The 24,144-nt window shown below is 63.4% G+C and carries 19 protein-coding genes and 1 riboswitch; all 19 genes read left to right on the top strand.

Translation table 11 applies throughout. The annotated features are described in order from the left end of the window. Positions 1-93: riboswitch (cyclic di-GMP riboswitch) on the bottom strand. This riboswitch is flagged as partial in the annotation. A gap of 215 nt (positions 94-308) precedes the next feature. The 19 genes from VGD45_RS30520 (at position 309) to tssJ (ending at position 24,138) form a co-directional block, all read left to right on the top strand. Next, positions 309-1,706, top strand: a complete 1,398-nt coding sequence (locus VGD45_RS30520) for an alpha/beta hydrolase (protein WP_331159187.1) — start codon at positions 309-311, stop codon at positions 1,704-1,706. Positions 1,707-1,800: 94 nt separating this feature from the next. Further along, positions 1,801-3,537: a gamma-glutamyltransferase gene (gene ggt / locus VGD45_RS30515; RefSeq protein ID WP_331159186.1), complete on the top strand. Its 1,737-nt coding sequence runs from the start codon at positions 1,801-1,803 to the stop codon at positions 3,535-3,537. Positions 3,538-3,693: 156 nt separating this feature from the next. Continuing rightward, complete coding sequence (locus VGD45_RS30510) at positions 3,694-6,282, top strand: choice-of-anchor D domain-containing protein (protein ID WP_331159185.1); 2,589 nt, start codon at positions 3,694-3,696, stop codon at positions 6,280-6,282. A gap of 246 nt (positions 6,283-6,528) precedes the next feature. Continuing rightward, entirely contained in the window at positions 6,529-7,584 is a 1,056-nt protein-coding gene (gene tssA, locus VGD45_RS30505; protein ID WP_331159184.1) for a type VI secretion system protein TssA, read from the top strand. Between the two features lie 55 nt (positions 7,585-7,639). Continuing rightward, positions 7,640-8,146 (top strand): type VI secretion system contractile sheath small subunit, encoded by a 507-nt coding sequence (gene tssB, locus VGD45_RS30500; RefSeq protein WP_331159183.1) that lies wholly within the window; start codon positions 7,640-7,642, stop codon positions 8,144-8,146. A 58-nt stretch (positions 8,147-8,204) separates the two neighbouring features. Next, on the top strand, positions 8,205-9,692 hold the full coding sequence (tssC, locus tag VGD45_RS30495; protein ID WP_331159182.1) for a type VI secretion system contractile sheath large subunit: 1,488 nt from the start codon (positions 8,205-8,207) through the stop codon (positions 9,690-9,692). An 89-nt stretch (positions 9,693-9,781) separates the two neighbouring features. Further along, a complete protein-coding gene (locus VGD45_RS30490) occupies positions 9,782-10,264 on the top strand; it encodes a type VI secretion system tube protein Hcp (protein ID WP_331159181.1) in 483 nt (160 codons plus the stop codon). A gap of 129 nt (positions 10,265-10,393) precedes the next feature. Beyond that, entirely contained in the window at positions 10,394-11,206 is an 813-nt protein-coding gene (locus VGD45_RS30485; protein ID WP_331159180.1) for a type VI secretion system accessory protein TagJ, read from the top strand. 5 nt (positions 11,207-11,211) lie between these two features. Continuing rightward, on the top strand, positions 11,212-11,988 hold the full coding sequence (gene tssE / locus VGD45_RS30480; RefSeq protein ID WP_331159179.1) for a type VI secretion system baseplate subunit TssE: 777 nt from the start codon (positions 11,212-11,214) through the stop codon (positions 11,986-11,988). Between the two features lie 4 nt (positions 11,989-11,992). After that, positions 11,993-13,873, top strand: coding sequence for a type VI secretion system baseplate subunit TssF (gene tssF / locus VGD45_RS30475; protein ID WP_331159178.1), 1,881 nt, complete (start codon positions 11,993-11,995; stop codon positions 13,871-13,873). Further along, positions 13,855-14,883, top strand: coding sequence for a type VI secretion system baseplate subunit TssG (gene tssG, locus VGD45_RS30470; RefSeq protein WP_331159177.1), 1,029 nt, complete (start codon positions 13,855-13,857; stop codon positions 14,881-14,883). Before tssF ends, tssG begins: the two co-directional genes overlap by 19 nt. A gap of 22 nt (positions 14,884-14,905) precedes the next feature. After that, positions 14,906-17,617 (top strand): type VI secretion system ATPase TssH, encoded by a 2,712-nt coding sequence (gene tssH, locus VGD45_RS30465; protein ID WP_331159176.1) that lies wholly within the window; start codon positions 14,906-14,908, stop codon positions 17,615-17,617. A gap of 15 nt (positions 17,618-17,632) precedes the next feature. Continuing rightward, positions 17,633-18,829, top strand: coding sequence for a tetratricopeptide repeat protein (locus VGD45_RS30460; protein WP_331159175.1), 1,197 nt, complete (start codon positions 17,633-17,635; stop codon positions 18,827-18,829). Positions 18,830-18,949: 120 nt separating this feature from the next. Next, positions 18,950-19,222 (top strand): hypothetical protein, encoded by a 273-nt coding sequence (locus tag VGD45_RS30455; RefSeq protein WP_331159174.1) that lies wholly within the window; start codon positions 18,950-18,952, stop codon positions 19,220-19,222. A gap of 113 nt (positions 19,223-19,335) precedes the next feature. Next, positions 19,336-21,360, top strand: coding sequence for a type VI secretion system Vgr family protein (locus VGD45_RS30450; protein ID WP_331159173.1), 2,025 nt, complete (start codon positions 19,336-19,338; stop codon positions 21,358-21,360). A gap of 19 nt (positions 21,361-21,379) precedes the next feature. Continuing rightward, positions 21,380-21,988, top strand: a complete 609-nt coding sequence (locus VGD45_RS30445; RefSeq protein WP_331159172.1) for a DUF6931 family protein — start codon at positions 21,380-21,382, stop codon at positions 21,986-21,988. Further along, positions 21,985-22,275 (top strand): PAAR domain-containing protein, encoded by a 291-nt coding sequence (locus tag VGD45_RS30440; protein ID WP_331159171.1) that lies wholly within the window; start codon positions 21,985-21,987, stop codon positions 22,273-22,275. The genes VGD45_RS30445 and VGD45_RS30440 overlap by 4 nt, the downstream gene beginning before the upstream one ends. A 55-nt stretch (positions 22,276-22,330) precedes the next feature. Beyond that, positions 22,331-23,656 (top strand): type VI secretion system-associated FHA domain protein TagH, encoded by a 1,326-nt coding sequence (gene tagH, locus VGD45_RS30435; RefSeq protein WP_331159170.1) that lies wholly within the window; start codon positions 22,331-22,333, stop codon positions 23,654-23,656. A gap of 11 nt (positions 23,657-23,667) precedes the next feature. Next, complete coding sequence (gene tssJ / locus VGD45_RS30430; RefSeq protein ID WP_331159169.1) at positions 23,668-24,138, top strand: type VI secretion system lipoprotein TssJ; 471 nt, start codon at positions 23,668-23,670, stop codon at positions 24,136-24,138. Positions 24,139-24,144 lie beyond the last annotated feature (6 nt).

The following is a 24,144-nucleotide window of genomic DNA, read 5'->3' as shown; positions in this document are numbered from 1 at the left end:
CCCCGCTATCCGTGATGCGGCTGCTGTTGCAGCGGCATCCGAGGACCGGAGGCTTTGCGTCGCCGTCTTTCGACGGGTATGCCCTTACTCGACGGGAGACATTCTGCAGGAGGCGAGGACCGCCAAATATCCGACGCACCCCCATGGCTCGCTGTCGAATGCTGGCAAACCGCTTGAGGCCAACCAGCAGCGACTGTTGAGCCTACGTAGGATCTAAGGAGGCGCGGCTAGGCGCTTACGGATGAGTGCTCATGAGATAATGGCCAACGCCATAGCACATCACCGACTTGCATCAGGGACGAAAAGCGATGATCGCGTTTCTAGCCAGCGTTCTGCTCGGGGCCGTCGATTTTCAGCCGTGCGAAGTGGACGGTCAGAAAGCCGAATGCGGCCGCGTTCAAGTTCCGGAGAATCGGGCGCAGGCGCGCGGCAGGATCATCGATCTGCACGTGGCGCTCATCAGGCACGACCGCGCACGGCAAAGCGCTGATGCAGTCTTCATTCTTGCTGGCGGGCCAGGAGTGGGCGCCACTGGCATGGCCGGTTTCGCAGTCGAGCGATTCAGAGGTGCGAGCCGCGATCTCGTGTTCGTCGACGTTCGAGGAACGGGGCGCTCCAATCCTCTCGATTGCGATTTTGGCGGCAGCGATGAGAATCCCCAGCAATATCTGAATGGCTTCGTGCCATTGGAGCGGGTGCGAGCATGCCGGGATGCTCTGAGCGAACGAGCGGATCTCACTCAATACACGACACGAGCGATCGTTGAAGATCTGCAGACAGTGCGGGAGAAGCTGGGTTATCGAACCATCGATCTCTACGGCTCGTCGTATGGGACTCGCGTCGCGCAGGAATTCATGCGTCATTACCCGGCCAGTGTGCGCCTGGCCATTCTCGATGGCGTCACTTCAACGTCGATGATCTCGCCCGCGTCGCTGGCGCCGGATGCGCAACACTCCCTCGAAGGCGTACTCACCTTGTGCACCTCCGATCCGGAATGCCGCGCAGCTTATCCAGCCCTGCGTGATGACTATCAAGCGATGGTGAGACGAGTCGCCGACGGGATCCAGGTCACGATCTTGAATGCCAAGGGCGGCGAGAAACACCACCTGCAACTCGATCGCGGCCTGTTCGGCGAGGCGTTCCGCAACTTTCTGTACAGGCCAGAGGTCTACGTGAAAGTGCCGTACATCGTTCATCGCGCCGCGAGGGGAGAGTTCGAGGAGTTCGGGAGCGCGGCGCTCGACTATGCACGCGGCATTCGAACGCTGAATTTCGGAATGTTTCTATCCGTCACCTGCACCGAGGACCTCCCTCGGCTGGATCTCGCCGCGTCCAGACAAGCCGCGTCGGGCACTCTGCTTGGAACCTATCGTATCGATCAACAGGTCGCGGCGTGCGCACTGTGGCCGCGTGGCGTTCCAGATCCTGCGCGCGTTTCGCCGCTGCGGTCGTCGATCCCCACGCTGCTGCTCTCCGGAGAGTTCGATCCAGTGACGCCGCCAAAGTACGCGGCCGAAGTTGCACGCACACTGTCCAACTCGGCGCATGTGATCGTGCCCAAGGGGAGCCACGCGAACGAGGCCGGCGGGTGCCTCGCTCGGATCAGTGCCGAAGCGGTGAACGAGGGCGACGTCCGAGAGCTGGATAGTTCCTGCGTGAGGGATATCGCCGCGCCGAGCTTCGTCCTCTGGACAGAAGGTGAATGAAACAGCCGCCATGACCGGCGACTTTCACCGGGATATTCAGTTTCCCCGTTGAGTGCCCCACAATGTGTCTTTCTCGAATCGCCAGGCCGACAGTATGAAGCCGCAATTCCGCTGTTTTGTGTTCGTCCTCACCCTGATCGTCGCCCCGCTGTGCTCGGCGGGCGGCGGCATGCAACCGGAGCGCGCCGATAACGGCATGGTCGCAAGCGTGCACGAGCTCGCGTCGCAGGCAGGCGTCGAAATGATGAAGGCGGGCGGCAACGCCATCGATGCAGCTGTCGCCACGGGGTTCGCGCTCGCTGTCGTGCATCCGGCCGCGGGCAACCTGGGCGGCGGAGGATTCATGCTCGTTCGAATGAGCTCGGGCGAAACTCACTTCCTCGATTTCCGCGAGAAGGCGCCGGGCAAAGCGACCTCGACCATGTATCAGGACGAGCAGGGCAATGTGATTCCGATGATGAGCCGCGTCGGCTACAAGGCGGTCGGCGTGCCCGGCTCGGTCAAAGGCATGGTTCACGCGCAAAAGAAATTCGGCAAGTTGACGCTGCAGCAGGTCGTTGCGCCGGCGATCAAACTGGCGAAGGAGGGATTCGAGCTCGATTGGGCGGAGGCGCGTGCGCTCACTAACGACCGTCACATGGGAAATTTTCCAGACTCCAAGCGCATCTTCCAGAACGACGGCAAAGGTTGGCGGCAAGGCGACGTGCTCAAGCAGCCGGAGCTTGCGCGCACGCTCGAGCGCATCGTTGCCGATCCCGACGAGTTCTATACGGGCAAAATGGCGCGCGAGATTGCCGAGTTCATGCAGAAGGGCGGCGGCCTGATCACGGTTCAGGATCTCAAGAACTATGACGTCGTCGAGCGCACGCCGGTGCGCGGCTCATATCGCGGACTGGACATCATCAGTGCGCCGCCGCCATCCTCGGGTGGCATTGCGCTGATCGAGACACTCAACATCCTGGAAGGCTTTGACATCGCGAAGGCGGGGTTCGGCTCGGCGGAATCGATTCATCTGATCGTGGAGAGCTATCGCCGCGCGTTCTACGATCGTGCGCAATTCCTCGGCGATCCGGAATTCAGCAGTCTGCCCGTCATCGAGTTGAGCGATAAGGATTACGGCGTCGAATGGCGCGCGTCCATCAACCCACAGCGTGCTAGCGCGTCGGCGCGTCTCGAGCGACCGGATGTGTCGAAGGCGCTGACTGACTACGCGAAAAAGAAACCGGTGAAAGCGACAGCGCCGGAAGCCACCGAGACGACTCACTACTCAGTCGTCGATAAAGACGGCAACGCCGTTGCGGTGACCACGACGCTCAACGGCGGCTACGGCTCGAAGGTGACGATCGGCTCGCTCGGCTTCCTGCTCAACAACGAGATGGACGACTTCTCCTCGAAAGCCGGCGTGCCCAACATGTTCGGTTTGATTCAAAGCGACGCCAACCTGGTCGGACCCAACAAGCGTCCGCTGTCGGCTATGACCCCGACCATCGTGCTCAAGGACGGCAAACTCTGGCTGGTGCTCGGCTCTCCCGGCGGTCCGACCATCATCACGACGGTGGCGAATATCCTGATCGGCGTCGCCGATTTCGGACTCGACATCCAGCAGGCGGTCAACGCGCCGCGCTTTCATCATCAATGGATCCCCGATCAGATCCGCATGGAGCGCAATCGTTTTTCGCCCGATACGATCAAGTTGCTCGAAGCTCGCGGGCATGCCATCGGCTTCGGTCTCGGCGGCGACGGCGAATGCATTCAGATCGATCTCGCCACCGGCCAGCGACTCGGTGCGAGCGATGGGCGCAACGAGCGCGGCAAGGCTGTCGGATACTAAACAACAGCGGCGCGGCTGCTGCGTGCGATGCAGCGGCGTAGCGCCCTGAGAGATGGGGATGTGAATTAACGCAGTTCTGCATGTGATTTCACCGATGTGAAGTGAGTGATCGCTGGGCTATCACTGTGCGCCCGCGCGACGGCATCACTCATCACAATGCTGAAACAAATTACATACGCCCTGAGCGGCGTCTGCGCTTTGTTAGTTTCACTCACGACCGAGGCTCAGCAGACGCCCGTCGCATTGCACCTGGATGTGCCGGTGAGCGACGTCGGCAACGACAACACGCTGCAGACGCCCAACACTTCGCGCAAACTTGCCGTCGGCGCCGATGGAACGATTTACGCGCTGTTTCGCAGCCCCACGAACGGCATCCGCGTGGCGCGGAGCACGAATCGAGGGCAGAGCTTCAGTCCCAGTGTGCAGGTGGCGGCAGTCAATGCCGAGGCCGAGCTGGCGATTTCGAACGACGGCGATTTACACGTCGCCTGGGTCATCGGCGGCAACATCCTGCATGTGATCAGCCGTGACGGCGCCGCGACTTTTTCATCGCCGGTAACGGTCGGCGCTGGCGCCAGCTCCGCTCACATGGCGCTCGACGGCGACCGCGTCTATATCGTTCCACGCAATGGCTCGGCGGTATTCCGCAGCACCGACGACGGAGCGACATTCGCTTCGACACCGACCGGGTCCGCCTATGCCTTTGCCGACATTTTCGTGGACCCGCTCACGCGTGACGTTCTGCTGGTCGCGGACAGCCCGGCCGTGTCTTTCTACACGAGCTCCGATTTCGCGCAGACGTTTGTTGGACCGACGGCCACGGGCCGGTCGGTGTTCTTTTCGGTGGGCGCGCTGGCCGCGACGGACACGGGTCGATATTTATTCCTGGCGGGATCGGGCACGAACCTGGAGCGAATCGAGGTCGATACGCCCGCGTACTTCGCCGCGACCGTCGCAGCTACATCGGGCAGCACGACGCGTTCGCTCTCGTCGGATGTGTTCGGCAACGTCGTGTCGGGCTACCTGGAGGCGGGCACGAACGACCTGAAGTTCCAGCACAGCAACGACCTTGGCGTCACGATCGGCACGCCGACGACCGTCGTAACCAGCGCCTCGCGCGCCAACGCAGCCATCAACACGATCAACGGCGACATTCTGTTCCTGTACGAAAAAGCCAATCAGATCTTTTTGAGCACGTACTCGCGAGCGCTGATCAACTATGACATCACGGTGTCTCCGTCGGCGCTCACCTTCAGCGGCGTCGAGCTCGGGGCAACGGCGAGTCTGCCCATCCAACTGACGAATGTTTCTTCGAGCCCCGTCGCGATATCGTCCGTGGCAGCGTCGACAGGCTTTTCGGTGAGCCACGATTGCGGCGCCACTGTCGCCCCGGGAGCGAGTTGTACCGCGACAGTCACCTTCGCACCGTCGGCGCTCGGTGCGGCGTCGGGTTCGCTCGCGATGACGTTGGGCGGCGCGATCCGGCGAGTTCCTCTGAGTGGCACCGGGCTTCCGCCACGACAACCGACCACGACCGATCTCGATACGTCGGCCGAAACGGTGGGAGTTGGTGCGAGCGTCACACTCGACGCGGTGGTGACCGGCACGGCACTGACGGGAACGGTTGCTTTCACTGAAGGTGGCGCTGCCATCGCGGGGTGTTCAGCGGTTGCCCTCACGGGCACGACGGCAACTTGCACCGTCAATGGACTGACCTCGGGTGTGAAGTTGTACTCGGCGAGATACAGCGGCGATTCCGTTAACGCGCCTTCCACATCGGCGGTCCAGACAGTCGTGGTGGGAACGTTCACCGTGACTCCGAATGTTTCAGCGGGAGGCTCGCTGAACCCGGGCGTGCCACAGACTGTTACATATGGAGACACCGCGGTGTTCACCGCTGTGCCCAGCAGCGGCTATCAACTCGCTTCGATCACCGGTTGCGGCGGCACGCGCACAGGTGGGACTTATACAACCGGTCCCGTCACAGCCGACTGCACGGTGACGGCCACGTTTTCTTCGCTTGCGACGGAGGTCGAAGTGATCGCCAAATCGGAAGGGGGAGGTGGTGCGGTCGGATGGCCGATGCTGCTCCTCGGTGTATTGGGTGTGTTGGCCCGGCGTGGAGCGATGCTGTCGCTCGCGTCACTGCTGGTGTTCGCACGAGCGCATGCAGAGGACGCCCGATGGTTCGTTGGCGGGGCCATCGGTCAGGCCCGGGGCGAACAGGGCACGTCAGAGGTCGCGGCGAACCTGGCGCAGCGGGGATTCACGGCCAACGCGGTCGATGTCCGCGATCTCGATCGCACGGCCTATCGAATGTTTGCAGGCTATCGTATGGGGGCGATGTTACAAGTTCAGGTCGGCTATACCGATCTCGGCGACGTACCGACGACGGCGCGAGCGACGGTGCCGGCGGGGCAGGCCGAAACCTATGCGCGCGCGTTGCTCGGTTCGTTGCCGGTCTCGGCGTCCGGATATGAGGCGAGCGTCGGCTTTCGCTACCCATTCAACGAAGCGGTGGCAGTGGCGGCTCGCGTCGGAGCATGGCGGTGGGAGAACGAGCAGCGGGCGACCTTCGGCTCACAGCGTTTGAAGGCAACGACCGAAGGAACGGATGCACTGGTCGCGTTCGCGTTCGAGTGGAGCTTCACCCCGCGATGGGCGGTGGGCGTGGAGGCGAGCCGCTACCGGACTGACGACGAAGACATCGATCTGCTGGCCGGGAGCGTCAAGTTTCTCTGGTGAGCCAAGCGGAGTTCATCGCTCCCTGGCTGGTAAGCCCGTCACATTTTGCCGAAATAGAGCCGCTATGAGCGGCCAACATTTGTAACACCCCTGCGATATTTCATCGCTACGGCCGCCTGTCCGCGCGCCAGGAATTCCCGTGCTTCGGTCACGACGGAACTAGTCGACATATTACAAAGCCAAAAGTTGACTTGAAGGTGGATTGGTTCATTCTTGGCGCGCTGCGTCAGCTGCGAGGAACGTCGCATGACGCTAGGAAGCGAACAACAGCGACGGACGAAACACGCACAAGCGGCAGGCATGCACAGCGCACTGACGACATTGCTCGAGCCCATTTCTGCGGATCAACCCTGCGGGACCGATCTCGAAGATACGCAGTTGCTCGCTTCGTTCGATGCCTATCGTTTGTTCGGCCAGGCAGCGCCGCTGAGTGAGGAGACGGACTGGCGCGAGATCCGCGACCGCTCGCTCGACGCCATCGGCACCAGCAAAGATTTTCGGCTGCTCGCGCATCTGTCGAGCGCGCTGCTGCGAACTGAAGGCCTTGCAGCCTTCATCGATTCCCTGAAGCTCGCATCTCATTGGCTCGCCACCTGGCCTGCGGAAGTGTTTCCGCGCGTAGATGACGATGCGATCTTGCGACGTAACGCCTTGAGCGGCCTGGCGGACCGGATGGCTATCGTCGACGGCCTGCGGCGTACGCCGCTCATCGTCCATCGCCAGCTGGGCCCGCTGTCGATTCGAGACATCGAGATCGCCACCAATCAGATCGCGCCGGTCGAGGGCGAGTCGGCATCGCTCGACGCGAGTCAGCTGCAGGCGCATCTGAACGCTACCGAAGTCGACGATCTGAACGCCCTGAGCACGCAGCTCAACGACGCCATCCAGAGCCTCGCCACGATCGAAGACGCGATGCGCTCGGCGGGCGGCGTGCAGGCCGCGCCCGATTTCGCCAATTTGAAGACCCCGCTGACGCGCACGTTGAAGCTCGTGACCGATCATCTGGGCTCGCGCGCGCCTGCATCGAACGGGGCGACAGCAGACGAATCCGCACCGGCTGCGGCTGGCGGCGTGGTGAGTGTCGCCGTCGGCGCCATTCGCAGCCGCGAAGATGCGACGCGCGCCCTCGACGCCGTGGCGGAATTCTTCCGCACCAACGAGCCGTCGAGTCCGATTCCCCTGCTCATCGAGCGCGCGAAGCGCCTGGTGGGCAAGGATTTCCTCGCCATGCTCGAAGAGCTCGCGCCGGACGCCCTGGATCAGGCGAAGGCGGCCAGCGGCGTGCGGGAGCCAAGAGATTAAGCGCCGCTTCGAATCGAGCCGGCAAGTATCAGCAGTCATCTACGGGAGATGAGTCGTGGCCAAGCCTAGCAGTCAGAAATTCATCGCGCGCAACCGCGCGCCGCGCGTCCAGATCGAATACGACGTCGAAGTGTATGGCGCGCAGAAGAAAGTGCAGATCCCGTTCGTCATGGGCGTCATGGCGGATCTGTCGGGCGACGCGAAGGAGCCGCTGCCGGGCGTGGACGAGCGCAAGTTCGTCAATATCGACGTCGACAACTTCGACGAGCGCATGAAATCGATGAAGCCGCGCGTCGCGGTCAGCGTGCCGAACACGCTCACCGGCGAAGGCACTCTGCAGGTCGATATCACTTTCGAGAGCATGGACGACTTCTCGCCGGCCGCGGTCGCGCGCAAGGTCGATTCGTTGAACAAGCTGCTGGAAGCGCGTTCGCAGCTCTCCAATCTGATCACCTACATGGACGGCAAGGCCGGCGCCGAGGATCTGATCGCCAAGGCGTTGAACGATCCAGCGCTGCTCAAGTCGCTGGTCGAGCAGGCCAAGCCTGCCGACAAGGCTTGAGTGACGCGCGGTCCGAACATCCCAGGTTTGGAACAAAATTTCGTGAAGGAATCGAGACATGGCTGAAGCCCAACAGGCCGCACAGGCCCAAGTCGCCGCGGACGCGAACGAGTTCGCCTCGCTGCTGCAGAAGCAGTTCAAACCCAAGACCGACGGCGCACGCGTCGAAGTCGAGCGCGCGGTGCGTACGCTCGCCGAGCAGGCGTTGCGCGAGACGGCCGTCATCTCCGACGACGTGGTCGGCACGATCAAGGCCATCATCGCCGAGATCGACCAGAAGCTCACCGAGCAGATCAACGTCATTCTGCACAGCGAACGTTTCCAGCAGGTCGAGAGCGCCTGGCGCGGTCTGCACTATCTCGTCAGCAACACCGAAACCGACGAGATGCTCAAGATCCGCGTGATGAACATCTCCAAGAAGGAGCTGGGCAAGACGCTCAAGAAGTACAAGGGCGCCGCCTGGGATCAGAGCCCGCTGTTCAAGAAGTTGTACGAGCAGGAATACGGTCAGTTGGGCGGCGAGCCTTACGGCTGCCTGGTCGGCGACTATCACTTCGATCACACCCCCGGCGACGTCGAGTTGCTCGGCCAGATGGCGCAGATCGCCGCTGCTTCGCATGCGCCGTTCATCGCCGGCGCGAGCCCGACGCTGATGGGCATGGATTCGTGGCAGGAGCTCGCCAATCCGCGCGATCTCAGCAAGATCTTCGCGGCTCCGGACTACGCCGCGTGGCGCTCGCTGCGTGAATCGGACGACGCCAAGTACGTCGGCCTCGCGATGCCGCGTTTCCTGTCCCGCCTGCCGTATGGCGCGAAGAGCAACCCGGTCGAAGAGTTCAACTTCGAAGAGGAAACGGGCGCGGGCGATCACAGCCGCTACACGTGGTCCAACGCGGCCTACGCGATGGCGGTCAACATCAACCGCTCGTTCAAGAACTACGGCTGGTGCTCCTCGATTCGCGGCGTCGAGTCGGGCGGCGCGGTCGAAGGCCTGCCGGTACACACTTTCCCGAGCGACGACGGCGGCGTGGACATGAAGTGCCCCACCGAAATCGCGATCAGCGATCGTCGCGAGGCGGAGCTGGCGAACTGCGGTTTCATGCCGCTGATTCATCGCAAGAACACCGATACCGCGGCGTTCATCGGCGCGCAGTCGCTGCAGAAGCCGATGGAGTACGCGGATGCCGATGCGACGGCGAACGCGCGCATCTCGGCCCGCTTGCCGTATCTGTTCGCGAGCTGCCGTTTCGCGCACTTCCTGAAGTGCATGGTTCGCGACAAGGTGGGCTCGTTCAAGGAGCGTGCGGACATGGAACGTTTCCTGTCCGATTGGATCATGGGCTATGTGCTGGGCAATCCCGAGAATGCGGGCGAGACCCTCAAGGCGCAGAAGCCGTTGGCCGGCGCGGAAGTGGTGGTCGCGGAAGTCGAGGGCAACCCCGGCTACTACTCGGCCAAGTTCCACTTGCGCCCGCACTACCAGCTCGAAGGCGTGAGCGTGACGTTGAGTCTCGTCTCGCGTCTGCCTTCGCAGAAGCAGGGTTGATCGCGCGAGCGTAACCATTCGAGGGGCGTCGAACGCACCTGGGGCGGCGGCGCAGGCAACAACAAGCAGCAACTGATAAGGATCTGATCATGGCAGTGGATATGTTTCTCGAGCTGGAAGGCGTCAAGGGCGAGTCGGTGGACAAGGTCCACAAGGACAAAATCGACATCCTCGCCTGGTCCTGGGGTCTGGCCAACACCGGCACGCTCCATCACGGCAGCGGCGGCGGCGCCGGCAAGGCGAGCTTCCAGGATATTTCGATCACCAAGTACATCGACGCGGCTTCGCCGAACCTGATGCTGTTCTGCGCGAACGGCAAGCACTTCGCGAAGGGCAAGCTCATCGTCCGCAAGGCCGGCGAGAACCCGCTGGAATATCTGGTGATCGAGCTGAGCAAAGTGATGGTGTCCTCGTATTCGACCGGCGGCAGCGGCGGCGAAGAGCGTCTCACTGAGAACGTCGTGCTCAACTTCGCGCAAGTGAAGGTCGAGTACGTCACTCAGACCGAGAAGGGCGGCAAGGGCACGCCGCAGGCGTTCGGCTGGAATATCGCCGAAAACGCCAAGGTCTAAGGCAAACGCCGGACCGCGGACGCGTCACTCTGCGTCATTCCCGCGAAGACGGGAGGACGCAGGTGACGCCCGATTCTCTTTTCAGGCGCGGCGTCTTTTCCGGGAGACGCCGCCGATTCCGGGTGACGTATGAGCAAGGCCGAAGAGTTGTTCGGTGCGGGCGATCTCGCCGGATGCATCGTAGAGCTACAGAACGACGTGCGCCGCCAGCCGGCCGACGGCAAGTTGCGCGTGTTTCTTGCGCAGTTGCTGATGCTGACCGGCGACTGGGAACGGGCGCTCAATCAATTATCCGTCGCGGGCGATCTGGACGCGGGCGCATTGCCGATGAAGCATGCGTACAGCGCCGCGATTCAGTGCGAACGGATTCGAGCAGACGTATTCGCCGGAAAACGTTCTCCTTTGGTGTTCGGTGAGCCGCTGCCTTGGATCGCATCGTTTCTAAAGGCGCTCACTCTCGATGCGGACGGCAAGGCAGCTGAAGCCGCAGCGGTACGTAGCGCAGCGCTCGAACTGGCGACACCCACTCCGGGCACGATCAACGGCTCACCGTGCGAATGGATCGCAGATGCAGACTCGCGCCTCGGTCCGATATTGGAAGTCCTTCTGAACGGCGCGTACTACTGGGTGCCGTTCGAACGTATTCAAAGCGTCGTCATCGAGCCTCCCTCGGACGCACGCGATCTCGTGTGGGTTCCAGCGCAACTCACCTGGAGCAACGGCGGTGAGGCCATGGGCCTTCTGCCCGTGCGCTATCCAGGATCGGAGCGCAGCGACGATTCCGCGATCCGCATGTCGCGCAAGACCGAGTGGCGGCCGCTCGGCGACGATCAGTACGCCGGCCTTGGCCAACGCGTGTTGACTAGCGATGCCGAAGAGATCGGCATGCTGGAAGTTCGCGAAATCGTGCTCGGCGCCCCCGCGGACGACGGGGCTGACTGACTGCGATGGAACTCAGCCTTCGCGAACGTCTCCAGCCCGCGCTGTTCGATCGTCTCATCGACGATGAGCGGCTGCTGACCTTATATGAGGTCAGCGTGGCGAGCTCGGAGCTGCAGCGTCTCGGACTGACCGAGCGCGACCTGGTCGCGATCCTCGAAGGGCAGGGGCTGCATTCTTGCGATCGCAGCGAGGCTGCCGGCGATGGGCCTGCGACGATCTCGCTACGGTTCACAGCGAGCGCCGGTCGCACGACGCCTTCGCAATTGAAAGCGCTGATGCTCAAACCTCCGGGCGCGCCCAAAGGCATCGCGCTACAAGCGTTCTGCGCATTCGCAACGAGCAACGTATTGAACAGCACGCCGGAATCGGCGGAGCAGCGCTCGGTTGCGGTTCGCAAGTTGCGTGATTATGTATGTCGCGACCTGGCCTCGCTGCTCAACTGCGGCAGTCTCGACGCCTCGATCGATCTCACGGACTATCCGCACGTACAGCGATCTGTTGTGAACTACGGAATGCCTTCGCTCGCCGGGCGCATGGCTCGCACGGTCGAAGCGGAGCGTATCGGCAGCACGATCGAAGCGGCCATCGCGAATTTCGAGCCTCGTTTGTCGCGCGTGCGAGTGACGCCCGAGTTGGGCACCGATGGATCCGAGACTCATGTGCTCGCCTTTCGCATCGAGGCGCAGCTGTGGGGCCAACCGGCTCCCCAGCATCTGGTCTTGCGCACGAGCATCGACGTCGATTCCGGCGATGTGAGCATCGCCGATTCCGGTGTGAGATAGCCCGATGGATCCACGCCTGCTCGACTACTACAACCGCGAGCTGCAATTCGTGCGCGAGATGGGCGCCGAGTTTGCGCAGGCCTATCCCCGAATCGCCGCGCGCCTGGGCGTCGACGGTGTGGAGTGCGCCGATCCGTATGTCGAGCGGCTGCTCGAAGGCTTTGCTTTCCTCGCGGCTCGCGTGCAGCTCAAGCTGGATGCGCGCCATCCCGATTTCACCCAGCACCTGCTGGAGATGGTGTATCCGCACTATCTGCAGCCGACGCCGTCGTGCGCGGTGGTCGAGCTCGCCCCGGATCTCAAAGAAAGCGCGTTGCTTGGCGGACATGTAGTGAAGCGCGGCACGAGCCTGCGTAGTCCTTTGGTCAAGGGCGATCGGATCTCGTGTGAATTCCGCACGGCGCATGACGTGACCCTGTGGCCGCTCATCGTCACCGAGGCGAAGTATCTGTCCGGTTCGGGCGCGCTAGCTGCGCAGGGCGTCGCTACCGATGGACGCGCGCGCGCCGCCATCCGTCTGCGCTTGAAGACCGCACCGGGTGTGAAGCTGAAATCATTGCCGCTCGATTCGCTCACGTTCCATGTGAAAGCGACGGCGGATGTCGCGCACCGAGTGGTTGAGCAAGTCGCGGCCGACTGCATCGGCGTGTATGTTCGCTCGCCGCGTCCGGCGAGTGGCCAGGGCACGGTGCATTTCCGACCGGCGTCGAGTGTGCGCCAGATCGGGCTCGACGATGACGAGGCGCTGCTGCCGGTGACGCGGCAGGGCTTTCAAGGTTATCGGCTGCTCCAGGAATATTTCGCGTTCCCCGAGCGCTTCTTGTTCTTCTCCGTAAACGATCTGCGCGAGGCGGTGCAGACCTGCGACGGCGACGAGATCGAACTCTATCTCGCCATGGAACGCGTGCAGCTGGGCTTGGAGAACGCGCTCGACGCCTCTCAGTTCCGCCTGTTTTGCACGCCGGCGATCAATCTGTTTCCGCTCTCCCTGGACCGGGTGCACGTCACCAGCCGCGAGACGGAGTATCACCTGGTGCCGGATCGCAATCGGCCGATGGATTTCGAAGTCCACAGCCTGCGGAAGGTCGAGGGCATCGGGGCGGGCGGCGAGTCCATGACGCAGATCCGGCCGTTCTATTCGGTCGGGCACGGCGGCGATACTCACAACGCCTCGTATTACACGATACAGCGGCGACCGCGCTTGCTGTCCACGCGACAGCAGCAGAAGGGCGCACGCTCCGCTTACGTCGGCAGCGAATGTTTCATCTCGATCGTCGACGCCGCGCAGCGCCAACGTACCGGGGAGATTCGACAGCTCGACGTACAGGCGCTGTGCACGAATCGCGACTTGCCGATCCAGCTTGCGACCGGTCAGGCACGCACGGATTTCTCGGTCGAAGGCGGCGCGCCGGTGGAAGCCGTTCGCTGTATAGCGGGGCCGAGCTATCCGCGGCAGTCGCCCGGATTCGGCGCGGCGGCCTGGAAGCTGATCAGTCATCTGTCTCTGAACTATCTGTCGCTCATCGACCGGACGCCGGAATCGGGCGCGGAGATGCTTCGCGACATGCTCGCGCTGTATGCGGATCCGAACGACGTGACGGCGCTGAGACAAGTCGAAGGCGTGCGCACGGTCGGCTACAACACAGTCGTGCGCCGTGCTCCGGTCGAGGGTCCGATCAGCTACGCGCGCGGACTCGAAATCACGATCACCTTGGACGATGCAGCGTTCGAAGGCGCGGGTATCGTCTCGCTCGGGAGCGTGCTGGACAGGTTCTTCGCGCGCTATGTTTCGTTGAATTCATTCACGCAGACCCGACTCGCGTCGGTCGCTCGCGGCGTCGTCAAAACCTGGCCGGTGAGGGTGGGATGTCGTCGCTCGATCTGAACGTGCATTCGCAGCCAAAGGCGTTGGCGGAGCTGCAATCGCAGCCCCACCACTACAGCCTGTTCGCGGCCTTGCGACTGCTCGAGCAGGTGTTCGCCGACAGGCCGCGGCTAGGCGAGTCACGCAAGGCCGCGGATGATCTCGTTCGTCTCGGTCACGCTCCGCATCTGTCGTTCGCACCCAGCGACGTGGCGCAGCTCGTGCAAGCCGAAAACGGTGCCGTGCTGCTCGAACAATTCGCGTTCGGCGTGTTCGGGCCCAATGGCGCTCTGCCGCTGCATTTGACCGAGCTGGCCTATGAGCGGCGACGGCACAAGGAAGACGCGACAGTCGTCGACTTCGTCAATCTGTTTCAGCATCGACTGATTTCGCTGTTCTATCGCGCGTGGGCGGAGTCGGAGCCCGCGGTGAGCCTCGACAGGCCCGAGAGCGATCGCTTTCGCACCTATGTCGGCGCGCTGATGGGCATGGCGCCGGATAGCGCACGCGACGCCGACCCCGTGCCGGATTACGCCAAGCTCTCTCGCGCCGGTCTGTTCTCCGCACAGCCTCACTCGGCCGATGGTCTGGAAGCAGTGCTCGCGGATTACTTCGGCATCGAGGTCGAAGTGAAACAGTTCGTCGGCTCCTGGATGGAGATTCCCGATGACTTGCGATGTCGCCTCGGCGGCGCCGATGCGGCCGCGCTCGGCGGCAACGCGACGCTGGGAGGAGCGACGTGGCAGTGCCAGCACAAATTCGAGATCGTGCTGGGGCCGCTGCCTCGCGCGGTGTTCTCGAACTTCCTGCCTGGCGCGCCTGGCCTCACCGAGCTGCATTCGCTGGTCCGGCAGTACACGAACGACGAATGGGAATGGCAGGTGCGTCTGCTCCTGCGCGATGTGGAAATTCCCGGCGCACGTCTCGACGGTAACAACCCGCTCGGCTGGACCAGCTGGCTCGGCGAGCGTAGCGCGCACGCGGCGGATGTAGTGATTCAGGAACGGACGGCGTCCGGTCGCCAGCAATAATTCGAATTGGAGCAAGGTACTCATGGGAGATATTAGTCGGGTCGCGCTGTTCGGCAAGTTGAACCGCCTGGCTTACGAGTCGGTGGAAGGCGCGACCGTGTTCTGCAAGTTGCGCGGCAATCCGTATGTCGAGCTGGTGCATTGGTTCCATCAGATCCTGCAGCAGCAAGCGTCCGATCTGACCAGCATCGTGCGCGCCTTCGAAATCGATGCCAGCCGGCTGGCGAGCGATTTCACGAATGCGCTCGACCGTCTGCCGCGTGGCGCGACCGCCATCTCCGATCTGTCGGCGCACATCGAGGATGTCGCCGAGCGCGCCTGGGTGTGGTCGACGCTCAAGTTCGGCGATGGGCAGATTCGCACCGGTTATTTGCTGCTGGCGGCGCTCAAGACGCCGTCGCTGAAGAACGTGCTCACCAACATCTCGCGCGAGTTCGACAAGGTGAAGCCGGATCAGCTGGCTGAAGATTTTTCGAAGATCGTCGCGAACTCGCCTGAAGGCGCGCTTGGCGCGAGCGACGGTTCGCAAGTTTCGCGAGGTGCGCCTGGCGAAGCCAGTGGCGCGCTTGCGCCTGCGCAGATGGGCAAACAGGAAGCGTTGCAGAGATTCACGGTGGATCTCACCGAGCAGGCGCGCGCCGGCAAGATCGACCCGGTCGTGGGACGCGACGACGAGATCCGTCAGATCGTGGACATCTTGATGCGCCGTCGCCAGAACAATCCCATCCTCACGGGCGAGGCCGGCGTCGGCAAGACCGCCGTGGTGGAAGGCTTTGCTCGCCGCATCGTTGCAGGCGACGTTCCGCCGTCGCTGAAAGACATCCAACTGCGCGCGCTCGATGTCGGCCTCTTGCAGGCCGGCGCCAGCATGAAAGGCGAGTTCGAGCAGCGCCTGCGCCAGGTGATCGACGAAGTGCAGGCGTCGCCGAAGCCCATCGTGTTGTTCATCGACGAAGTGCACACGCTGGTCGGCGCTGGTGGCGCAGCGGGCACTGGCGACGCGGCGAATTTGCTCAAGCCGGCGCTCGCGCGCGGCACGCTGCGCACGATTGGCGCGACCACGTGGGCCGAGTACAAGAAATACATCGAGAAGGATCCGGCGCTCACGCGACGTTTCCAGACCGTGAAGATCGAAGAGCCCACCGAGAGCAAGGCCGTGCAGATGATGCGCGGTATCGTCTCGACGATGGAGAAGCACCATCGCGTGCAGATCCTCGATGCGGCGCTCGAAGCGGCGGTGAAACTTTCGCATCGTTACATTCCCGATCGTCAGCTCCCGGACAAGGCCGTGAGCCTGCTCGATACGTCGTGCGCCCGAGTCGGCGTCAGCCATCACGCAACGCCTGCGCAGGTGGAAGACAGCCAGCGCCGGATCGAAGCGCTGCAGACCGAACTGGAAATCATCGGACGCGAAGCCGCGATTGGTTTCGACACGGCCGACCGCGACAAGAGTGCGCGCGACGCACTCCAAAGCGAGAAGGCGCGACTCGAAACGCTGCAGGCGGCCTGGAGCAGCGAGAAGACGTTGGTCGATGAGATCCTCGCGTTGCGCGCGAAGCTGCGTGAGTCCACCGGCAAAGCGGACGCCCAGAATGCAGGTGCTTCCGCCGACACGGCCAGTGCGACGCCGATGACGCAAGAGGAACGAACCGCCGCGATTGCCCGACTGCAAACATTGCAGCAGCAACTCACCGAGGTGCAGGGCGAGCGCCCGCTGGTTCTGCCGAGCGTCGACGAACAAGCTGTCGCGTCGGTGGTCGCGGACTGGACCGGCATCCCGGTCGGCCGCATGGTGAAGGACGAAGTCGCGACCGTACTGAAGCTCGCGCAAACGCTGGGTCAGCGCGTCATCGGTCAGGATCACGCGCTCGAAATGATCACGCGTCGTCTGCAGACCGCGCGCGCCGGCCTGGAAAATCCGAACAAGCCGATCGGCGTGTTCATGCTGGCCGGCCCCTCCGGCGTCGGCAAGACCGAAACCGCGCTGACGCTGGCCGAGGCGCTCTACGGCGGCGAGCAGAATCTCATCACCATCAACATGAGTGAGTTCCAGGAGGCGCACACCGTCTCCACGCTCAAGGGCGCGCCTCCGGGCTACGTCGGCTACGGCGAAGGCGGCGTGTTGACCGAAGCCGTGCGTCGCAAGCCTTACAGCGTGGTGCTGCTCGACGAAGTGGAAAAAGCGCACGCCGACGTGCACGAGATTTTCTTCCAGGTGTTCGACAAGGGCGTGATGGAAGACGGCGAAGGCCGGCTCATCGACTTCAAGAACACGCTGATCATTCTCACCACCAACGTCGGCACCGACCTGATCATGGGCATGTGCAAGGATCCGGAGCTGTTGCCCGAGCCCGAAGGCATCGCCAAGGCGCTGCGCGCGCCGCTGCTGAAGACCTTCCCGGCCGCGCTGCTCGGACGCATCGTCACCATTCCGTACTACCCGCTGAGCGATTCGATGCTGGGCCGGATCATCCGTCTGCAGCTCGACCGCATCGTCTCGCGCGTCAAGGCGCAACACGACATCGCGCTCAGCTATGACGATGCCGTCGTGAAGCTGATCGCGTCCCGCTGCACCGAGCCGGAAAGCGGCGGACGCATGATCGATGCAATCCTGACGAACACGCTGCTCGCGCAAGTGAGCCGCGAGTTGCTCGAGCGCGTGTCGCTCGGGCAGCCCACCAGTCAGATCGGCATCACGGTCGACGGCGTCGATTTCAAATATTCGTTCGCCTGACGACACATCGGGACCATGAGTACTTCCGATAATTCACTGCTGATGCGAGCGATCGAAGCGCACAAGGGTGGGCGCTTCGTCGAAGCGGAAGCGGGCTATCGCCGCGTCCTGCGGCGACGGCCGAGTGATGCGGATGCGCTCAACTTTCTCGGAATGATGAGCGTGCAGACCGGCAACCTCGCGGAAGGTCTGGAGCTGCTGCGCCGGTCGGTCAAGAGCCAGCCTCGCAATCCGCACGCCTGGACGAACTTCGGGAACGCGCTCACGGCCAGCGGGGCGCTCGATGAAGCTCACAAGGCGTTCAGTGCGGCTACCGATCTCGCCCCGACGATGGCGGAAGCATGGTTCAACCGCGGGGTCTGCGCGCGTCGACTGAAGCGGGCGGAAGATGCGGTGGATAGCTTCCGCAAGGCCGTGGAGCACGGTCCCGGCTACGCAACGGCGTACGAGGCGCTGGCGAGGCTTCTATATCAAGCGGGCCGCCTGCCCGAGGCGGCCGAGACTTATCGCAAATGGCTGGAGTGCGATCCGGACAATCCGATTCCGAAGCACATGCTGGCGGCGGCCACCGGCGAGAACGTTCCGTCGCGCGCCGGTGATGCGTATCTCACGGAGATCTTCGACGCGTTCGCCGACTCGTTCGACGAGAACCTGCAGGAGCTTGGCTATCGCGCACCCGAACTGCTTGCGTCGGCCGTGACCACGCATCTGGGCGGGCGGGCCGGCCTGGATATTCTCGATGCGGGCTGCGGAACGGGCCTGTGCGGACCGCTCCTCAAGCCGATGGCGCGCTCGCTGGTCGGCGTCGATCTCTCGCCGGGCATGGTGGAGAAGGCGCGTGCACGCGGGACCTATGACGAGCTCGTCGTCGAGGAACTGTCGACATTCATGCGGCAGCGGCCGGCGTCGGTCGATCTCATCGTGTCCGCGGACACGCTCGTTTACTTCGGCGCGCTGGAAGAACCGCTGGCGGCGGCCTACGCCTGCCTGCGCAAAGGCGGCCTCATTGCGTTCACGCTCGAACGGCTCGAAGCCGCAGCGGACGCGCCGGCGTATCGGATCCAACCTCATGGCCGCTACTGTCACCAGGAGTCCTATGTGCGGGCGGCGCTGGCGGACGCGGGGTTCTCGACGGTCTCGATCGACGGCGACACGCTGCGGCGGGAAGCGGGCAAACAGGTCGCCGGCCATGTGGTGGTGGCCGTCACATGAAAACTCTCCACGCACCATTGACATGGCCGGATCGCGCGGACTGCCGACCTATCCCTTGCAGGCTTGCGGCAATTCAGGTACTTACGCCTCTAGCCTACATAATCAAGGTCGGTACAGGTCATGGCGCGGGGCAGAGTCGTCGAGTTCGACTATTACCAGTTCGTCACACTGCTGCGGCGGGCGACGGACGCCGGCCAGCGCATCGACAAGAGCGATCCGCGCTGGGCCGAGTATGTGAAGACGAACGGCATCAACGAGGTCGCCGCGACCGCGATCGCCCGTCAAAAGTTCGAGGGCGCGACGCCCGTGATCATCGCCGAGGGCAAGGACACGGACGGGCTGTACTTCCATTCCAAGAACGAAGAAGCCTGTCTGAGACTGGTCTTCGTCTGAGCCGGCTTCGGCCCGGCTCGATTCCACCCGGTTCGATTCAAACAAGACGACTGCGCTTGAAAGGCGCCGGCGGTGTGCCGGCGTGCGTCGTCGTGCGCGAGGAATAAGGATCCATGGCGGACTACCAGCAGAATCGTTCCGTGAGCATGACCGCCCCCGGCGACATGCAGGGGCTCATGCTCACCTGGCTGACCGCCCACGAGCGGATCAGCCAACCGTTTCAGTTCGACCTCTACCTGTGCAGCATGGAAGGCGCAGCCACGACGGGCGCGGCCGATCCAGACGGCATTCTCGGCAAGCCGGTCTGCATCACCATGAAGACCGGCGCGGCGCAATCGCGCTATTTCCACGGCGTCGTCACCGAGTTCGCGCACACGGGCTACAACGAGCGGCGCCACGAATACCACGCCATCGTGCGCCCGGCTTTCTGGCTGCTCACGCGCCGGGTCGACTATCGGATCCTGCAAAACAAATCGACGCCGGATATTTTCGCCGACGTTTGCCGCCAGGCCGGTTTCAACGACCACAAGCTCGCCCTGAGCGGCCGTTATGAGCCGTGGGAGTACCGCGTCCAGTATCGCGAGAGCGATTTCGACTTCCTGAGCCGGCTGCTCGAGCACGAAGGCATCTACTACTACTTCGAGCATTCCAGCGATCGGCACGTGATGGTGCTGACCGACGACGTGGGCAAGCTCGAAACGGTGAGCGGCTACGAGAAAGTGCCGTATTACCCGCCGGCGGGACCGAGCGTGCAACGTGCGCGCGATCATTTGAACTCGTGGGTCACCACGAAATCGTTCCAGCCGGCCGCGTTCGCGGCACGCGAATACAACTTCGAGACACCCGCATCGTTGGCAGGCGGGGTCTCGCCCGTCGCGCGCAGGAGCGACGCCTCGCGCTTCGAAGTCTTCGAGTATCCGGCGGGCGCGAACAAACTCACGGCCGCGGGTGTCGAGCGCGTGGCGAAAGTGCGTGCGGAACAGATACAGGTCTCGCAGAGCGTGGCTCGCAGCAGCGGCGACGCGGTGGGCCTGGCTGCCGGCCGCCTGTTTACGCTCGAGGGTTATCCGCGCGCCGATCTCAACAAGAAGTATCTGATCACGTCGACGACGTGCGAGCTGGTTTCGGACGGCGCGCGCACCGGATCGGGGGGCGGCGAGGCGCCGCAGTTCTCGATCAGCATCGAAGCCATCGACGCGCGTGAGCCGTTCCGGCCGGCGCGTGTCACGCCGAAGCCGCTCATTCAGGGCACGCAGACGGCGAAAGTAGTCGGCGTCTCGGGCGAGGAGATCACCACCGACAAGTATGGGCGCGTGAAAGTGCAGTTCCACTGGGACCGCGCGGGCACGTCCAACGAGGACAGCTCCTGCTGGGTGCGCGTGGCGCAGTCGTGGGCCGGCAAGAACTGGGGCGTGCAGTACATCCCGCGCATCGGTCAGGAAGTGGTCGTTTCGTTCCTGGAAGGCGACCCGGATCATCCGTTGATCATCGGCAGCGTCTACAACGCCGACCAGATGCCGCCGTACGAGCTGCCGACCAATCCGACCCAGAGCGGCGTGAAGAGCCGCAGCAGCAAGGACGGCACCACCGACAATTTCAACGAGATCCGCTTCGAGGACAAGAAGGGCTCGGAAGAAATCTACATCCACGCCGAAAAGAACATGAAAGTGGTGGTGGAGAACGATCAGACCCTCACCGTCGGCGTCGAAAAGGCCGACAAGGGCGATCGCACCACCACCATCCACAACGACGACAAGCTGACCGTCGGCCGCAACGTCGAGACGACCATCAAGGGTCAGGAGACCCACAAGGTCACCAAGGACCGCGTCACGACGATCGAGGCGAACGATTCATCCGACGTCAAGAACAAGTACACGCTCAAGGCCGGCGACCAGATCACGCTCGAAGTCGGCATGGCCAAGATCGTGATGAAGAGCGACGGCAACATCGAGATCAGCGGCTCGACGGTGAAGATCAAGGGCAACAGCAAGGTCGACATCGATGGCACGCAGACCGCGATTTCCGGCCAGCAGGTCGATGTCAAGGGCGCCAAAACGGCGGTGCAGGGCTCGGGCATGCTCGACCTGACCTCCAGTGGCGCGGCTTCCCTCAAGGGCACGATCACCAAGATCGGCTGATACAGATATGAAGGACAGCATGGTCGCAGCTTTCGATCCCACCACCGAGGTGTCCGCCGCCAGCGTCGCGCAACGGTTCACGTTGAGCGACGACGCGCGGGCGCTGCTCAAGTTGGACGCTCGGGCCAACGTGCGTCGCTATCTCGACCAACTCGTTGGATCCGGCCTGCCCGCGGATGCGCTCGCGCTGGTCGCGCGTGTGCTGCCGAAACGTTATGTGGTCGCCTGGGCGTGCGACTGTTTCAAGACCGCGCTGGCCAACGATCGTGACGCGAGCGACATCGATCGAGCCGGACTGGCGCTTGCTCAGCAGTGGCTCTCGGAGCCGACCGAAGACCATCGTCGAGCGGCCCTCGACTTCGCCGAGCGCGGCGAGTTCGGCACGCCCGGCGCGTGGATCGCCGCGAGCGCCGGTTGGACCGGCGGCAGTCTGCTGCCGCGTGGCTACGACACGGTCGCGCCTCCAGATCATCTGCCGGCCGAGGCTGCCATCGCGGCCTTGCGGCTCACGGCCGCTCGTGGTCCCGACTACGCGGGCGCAATCAACGGTTTCGTGACGCGAGCGATACAGATCTTCGGACCCGCCGTTGCAAGATCCGGTTCTGAAACTGGTGGAGGGACCGCATGAAGCCCGCTGCGCGCGTGAGTGACATGCATACCTGCCCGATGACGACGGGGCCGGTTCCGCACGTCGGCGGTCCGATTCTGCCGCCCGGCGCGCCAACCGTACTGATCGGCAATCTGCCGGCCGCGACGCTCGGCAATCAGTGCGTGTGTGTCGGTCCGCCGGACGTCATTTTGATGGGCTCGGCGACCGTGCTGATTCAAGGTAAGCCGGCCGCGCGCATGGGCGATTCGACGGCGCACGGCGGCGTGATCGTGGGCGGGTGCCCCACCGTGCTGATCGGAGGCTAAGAAGAATGCTCCTCACGGACTCACAGACACAGGCCCAGGTACGGGCTGCTCGGACATGTATCTGACACTCGAAGTCATCGGCGCCAATGCCGCCGCGCTCGGTGGCGCGCGTCGCAAAGTATTTTCCGTCGACGGCGGAAAGATCGGTCGCGCCCCCGAGAATCAGATGGTGTTGGCGGGCGTGGGCGTGCACCGTCATCACGCCACGGTGCGTTTCATCAACGGCGTGTTTTTTATCGAAGGCGTGGGCACCAACGGCATCGCCGTCAACAATCCGGAGCTGGTCCTGCCGCGCAACGAGCCGTATCCCCTCAAGAACGGCGACACGGTGTTCATCGACGAATTTGAGCTCGTCGTGACGACCTCGGCGGCGCCGCCCGTGGAATCCGCCGCGCCCTCGGCCCGCACCGAGTTGCCGCCGGTCACGCAAACGAGCAGGGTGAACCCGCGTTCGCCCGCGTCGCTGATCGATCTGCCAGGTGCGGCGGAAGATCTCGATCCGCTCAAACAATTGATGGGCGGCGGCACCGTTTCAACGCCTGCGCTGCGCGTGCCGGAACAGTCGTGGAATCATTCCTCTTCGCTGTCCGATCACTTCTCGCCGACACCCATCGCGCCGTTCGGGGCGCCGGGCGCCTCGCAGGCGATTCCGGAAGATTGGGATAAGACGTCGTTCAATAAATCGAAGCTGCAACCCACGCCGCCTCCGCCTCCACCGCCCCCCGCGGCGAGCGCACGTCCGGTCGCGCCCGCGCCCGCACGTCCCGCGCCCGTGCCGCCTGCACCGGCTGCTCAAGGCGATGCCGGCGGACTCGACTGGAATGCATTCCTGCTCGCGGCGGGCGTGAATCCCGCGACAGTTCCCGCGGACACATCGGCCGTGCTCGGCCAGATCATGCGCAGCGTCGTGCAAGGGCTGATCGAAGTGTTACGCGCACGCTCGGAAATCAAGACCGAGTTTCGCATGCCCGTGACGCAGGTCAAAGTGTCGGAGAACAATCCGCTCAAGTTCGCCGCGAATGCCGAGGACGCGCTCGCGAACTTGTTCGGCCGGCGCAATTCAGCATACCTGCCGCCCAAGGAAGCCTTCGACGACGCGTTCAGCGACGTGCGCTTTCATCAGCTCGCTATGCTGGTCGGTGTGCGCGCCGGCTTCGATCACCTGATGAGCCGCTTCGATCCCGAGCAGCTCGAAGAAGTTTTCTCCAGGCAGGGTGGTCGGCGCGGCTTGTTCGGCGCCGGCGCGAAGCATTGGGAGATGTATTCGGAGCGCTACAAAGAGATGGCGGCCGACCGCGATGAAACATTCCGACGGCTGTTCGGTGAGGAGTTCGCGCGGGCCTACGAGCAACAGCTTGCAGTGCTGAAGCGCGGGCGTTGAGGAGCAGGGAAATGAAGAAAGTCCTCCTGCTGCTCGCCGCGTGCCTGCTCGCCGCCTGCGCCTCGAAGCCACCCAAGCCTGAGCCTGCGCGCGCACGCCTCGTCGCGAGCGGCGAGGTGAATCCCGATTCGTCCGGGCGCTCTTCGCCGATCGTCGTGCGCCTGTTCCAGTTGCGTACGGATGGCGCGTTCACGGGCGCCGAGTTCTTCGACCTGTACTCGAAAGAAAAAGAAGTCCTCGGCGAGAGCCTGGTCTCGCGCGAGGAGTATGTGCTCACGCCGGGCGAGACGCGCGAGCTGGAAATTCCTTTGAATGCGCAGACGCGCTATCTCGGGGTGCTCGCGGCCTATCGTGACATCCGCGCTGCGCAGTGGCGCGCGGTGACGCGAGCACCGGAGAAGACGCTCACGGATCTGCTCGGCAAGGACGGCGTGACGATCACCCTCGACAAGGATGCCGTGGCGCTGTCCGTCAAAGATTGAGAACCA

It is taken from the genome of Steroidobacter sp., from assembly GCF_036402275.1.
Lineage (GTDB): Bacteria > Pseudomonadota > Gammaproteobacteria > Steroidobacterales > Steroidobacteraceae > Steroidobacter.
Note: the sequence above shows the minus strand (reverse complement) of the source record. Positions and strands in the feature narration are given on the sequence as shown.

What these genes read in the sequence shown, in the direction of transcription:
- VGD45_RS30445 (WP_331159172.1), top strand. Translation starts at nt 21,380, where the DNA reads ATGGTCGCAGCTTTCGATCCCACCACCGAGGTGTCCGCCGCCAGCGTC.
- tssA (WP_331159184.1), top strand. Translation starts at nt 6,529, where the DNA reads ATGACGCTAGGAAGCGAACAACAGCGACGGACGAAACACGCACAAGCG.
- tssF (WP_331159178.1), top strand. Translation starts at nt 11,993, where the DNA reads ATGGATCCACGCCTGCTCGACTACTACAACCGCGAGCTGCAATTCGTG.
- VGD45_RS30450 (WP_331159173.1), top strand. Translation starts at nt 19,336, where the DNA reads ATGGCGGACTACCAGCAGAATCGTTCCGTGAGCATGACCGCCCCCGGC.
- tagH (WP_331159170.1), top strand. Translation starts at nt 22,331, where the DNA reads ATGTATCTGACACTCGAAGTCATCGGCGCCAATGCCGCCGCGCTCGGT.
- VGD45_RS30455 (WP_331159174.1), top strand. Translation starts at nt 18,950, where the DNA reads ATGGCGCGGGGCAGAGTCGTCGAGTTCGACTATTACCAGTTCGTCACA.
- tssE (WP_331159179.1), top strand. Translation starts at nt 11,212, where the DNA reads ATGGAACTCAGCCTTCGCGAACGTCTCCAGCCCGCGCTGTTCGATCGT.
- tssH (WP_331159176.1), top strand. Translation starts at nt 14,906, where the DNA reads ATGGGAGATATTAGTCGGGTCGCGCTGTTCGGCAAGTTGAACCGCCTG.
- tssJ (WP_331159169.1), top strand. Translation starts at nt 23,668, where the DNA reads ATGAAGAAAGTCCTCCTGCTGCTCGCCGCGTGCCTGCTCGCCGCCTGC.
- VGD45_RS30440 (WP_331159171.1), top strand. Translation starts at nt 21,985, where the DNA reads ATGAAGCCCGCTGCGCGCGTGAGTGACATGCATACCTGCCCGATGACG.
- tssC (WP_331159182.1), top strand. Translation starts at nt 8,205, where the DNA reads ATGGCTGAAGCCCAACAGGCCGCACAGGCCCAAGTCGCCGCGGACGCG.
- VGD45_RS30490 (WP_331159181.1), top strand. Translation starts at nt 9,782, where the DNA reads ATGGCAGTGGATATGTTTCTCGAGCTGGAAGGCGTCAAGGGCGAGTCG.
- VGD45_RS30510 (WP_331159185.1), top strand. Translation starts at nt 3,694, where the DNA reads ATGCTGAAACAAATTACATACGCCCTGAGCGGCGTCTGCGCTTTGTTA.
- ggt (WP_331159186.1), top strand. Translation starts at nt 1,801, where the DNA reads ATGAAGCCGCAATTCCGCTGTTTTGTGTTCGTCCTCACCCTGATCGTC.
- VGD45_RS30485 (WP_331159180.1), top strand. Translation starts at nt 10,394, where the DNA reads ATGAGCAAGGCCGAAGAGTTGTTCGGTGCGGGCGATCTCGCCGGATGC.
- VGD45_RS30460 (WP_331159175.1), top strand. Translation starts at nt 17,633, where the DNA reads ATGAGTACTTCCGATAATTCACTGCTGATGCGAGCGATCGAAGCGCAC.
- VGD45_RS30520 (WP_331159187.1), top strand. Translation starts at nt 309, where the DNA reads ATGATCGCGTTTCTAGCCAGCGTTCTGCTCGGGGCCGTCGATTTTCAG.
- tssG (WP_331159177.1), top strand. Translation starts at nt 13,855, where the DNA reads ATGTCGTCGCTCGATCTGAACGTGCATTCGCAGCCAAAGGCGTTGGCG.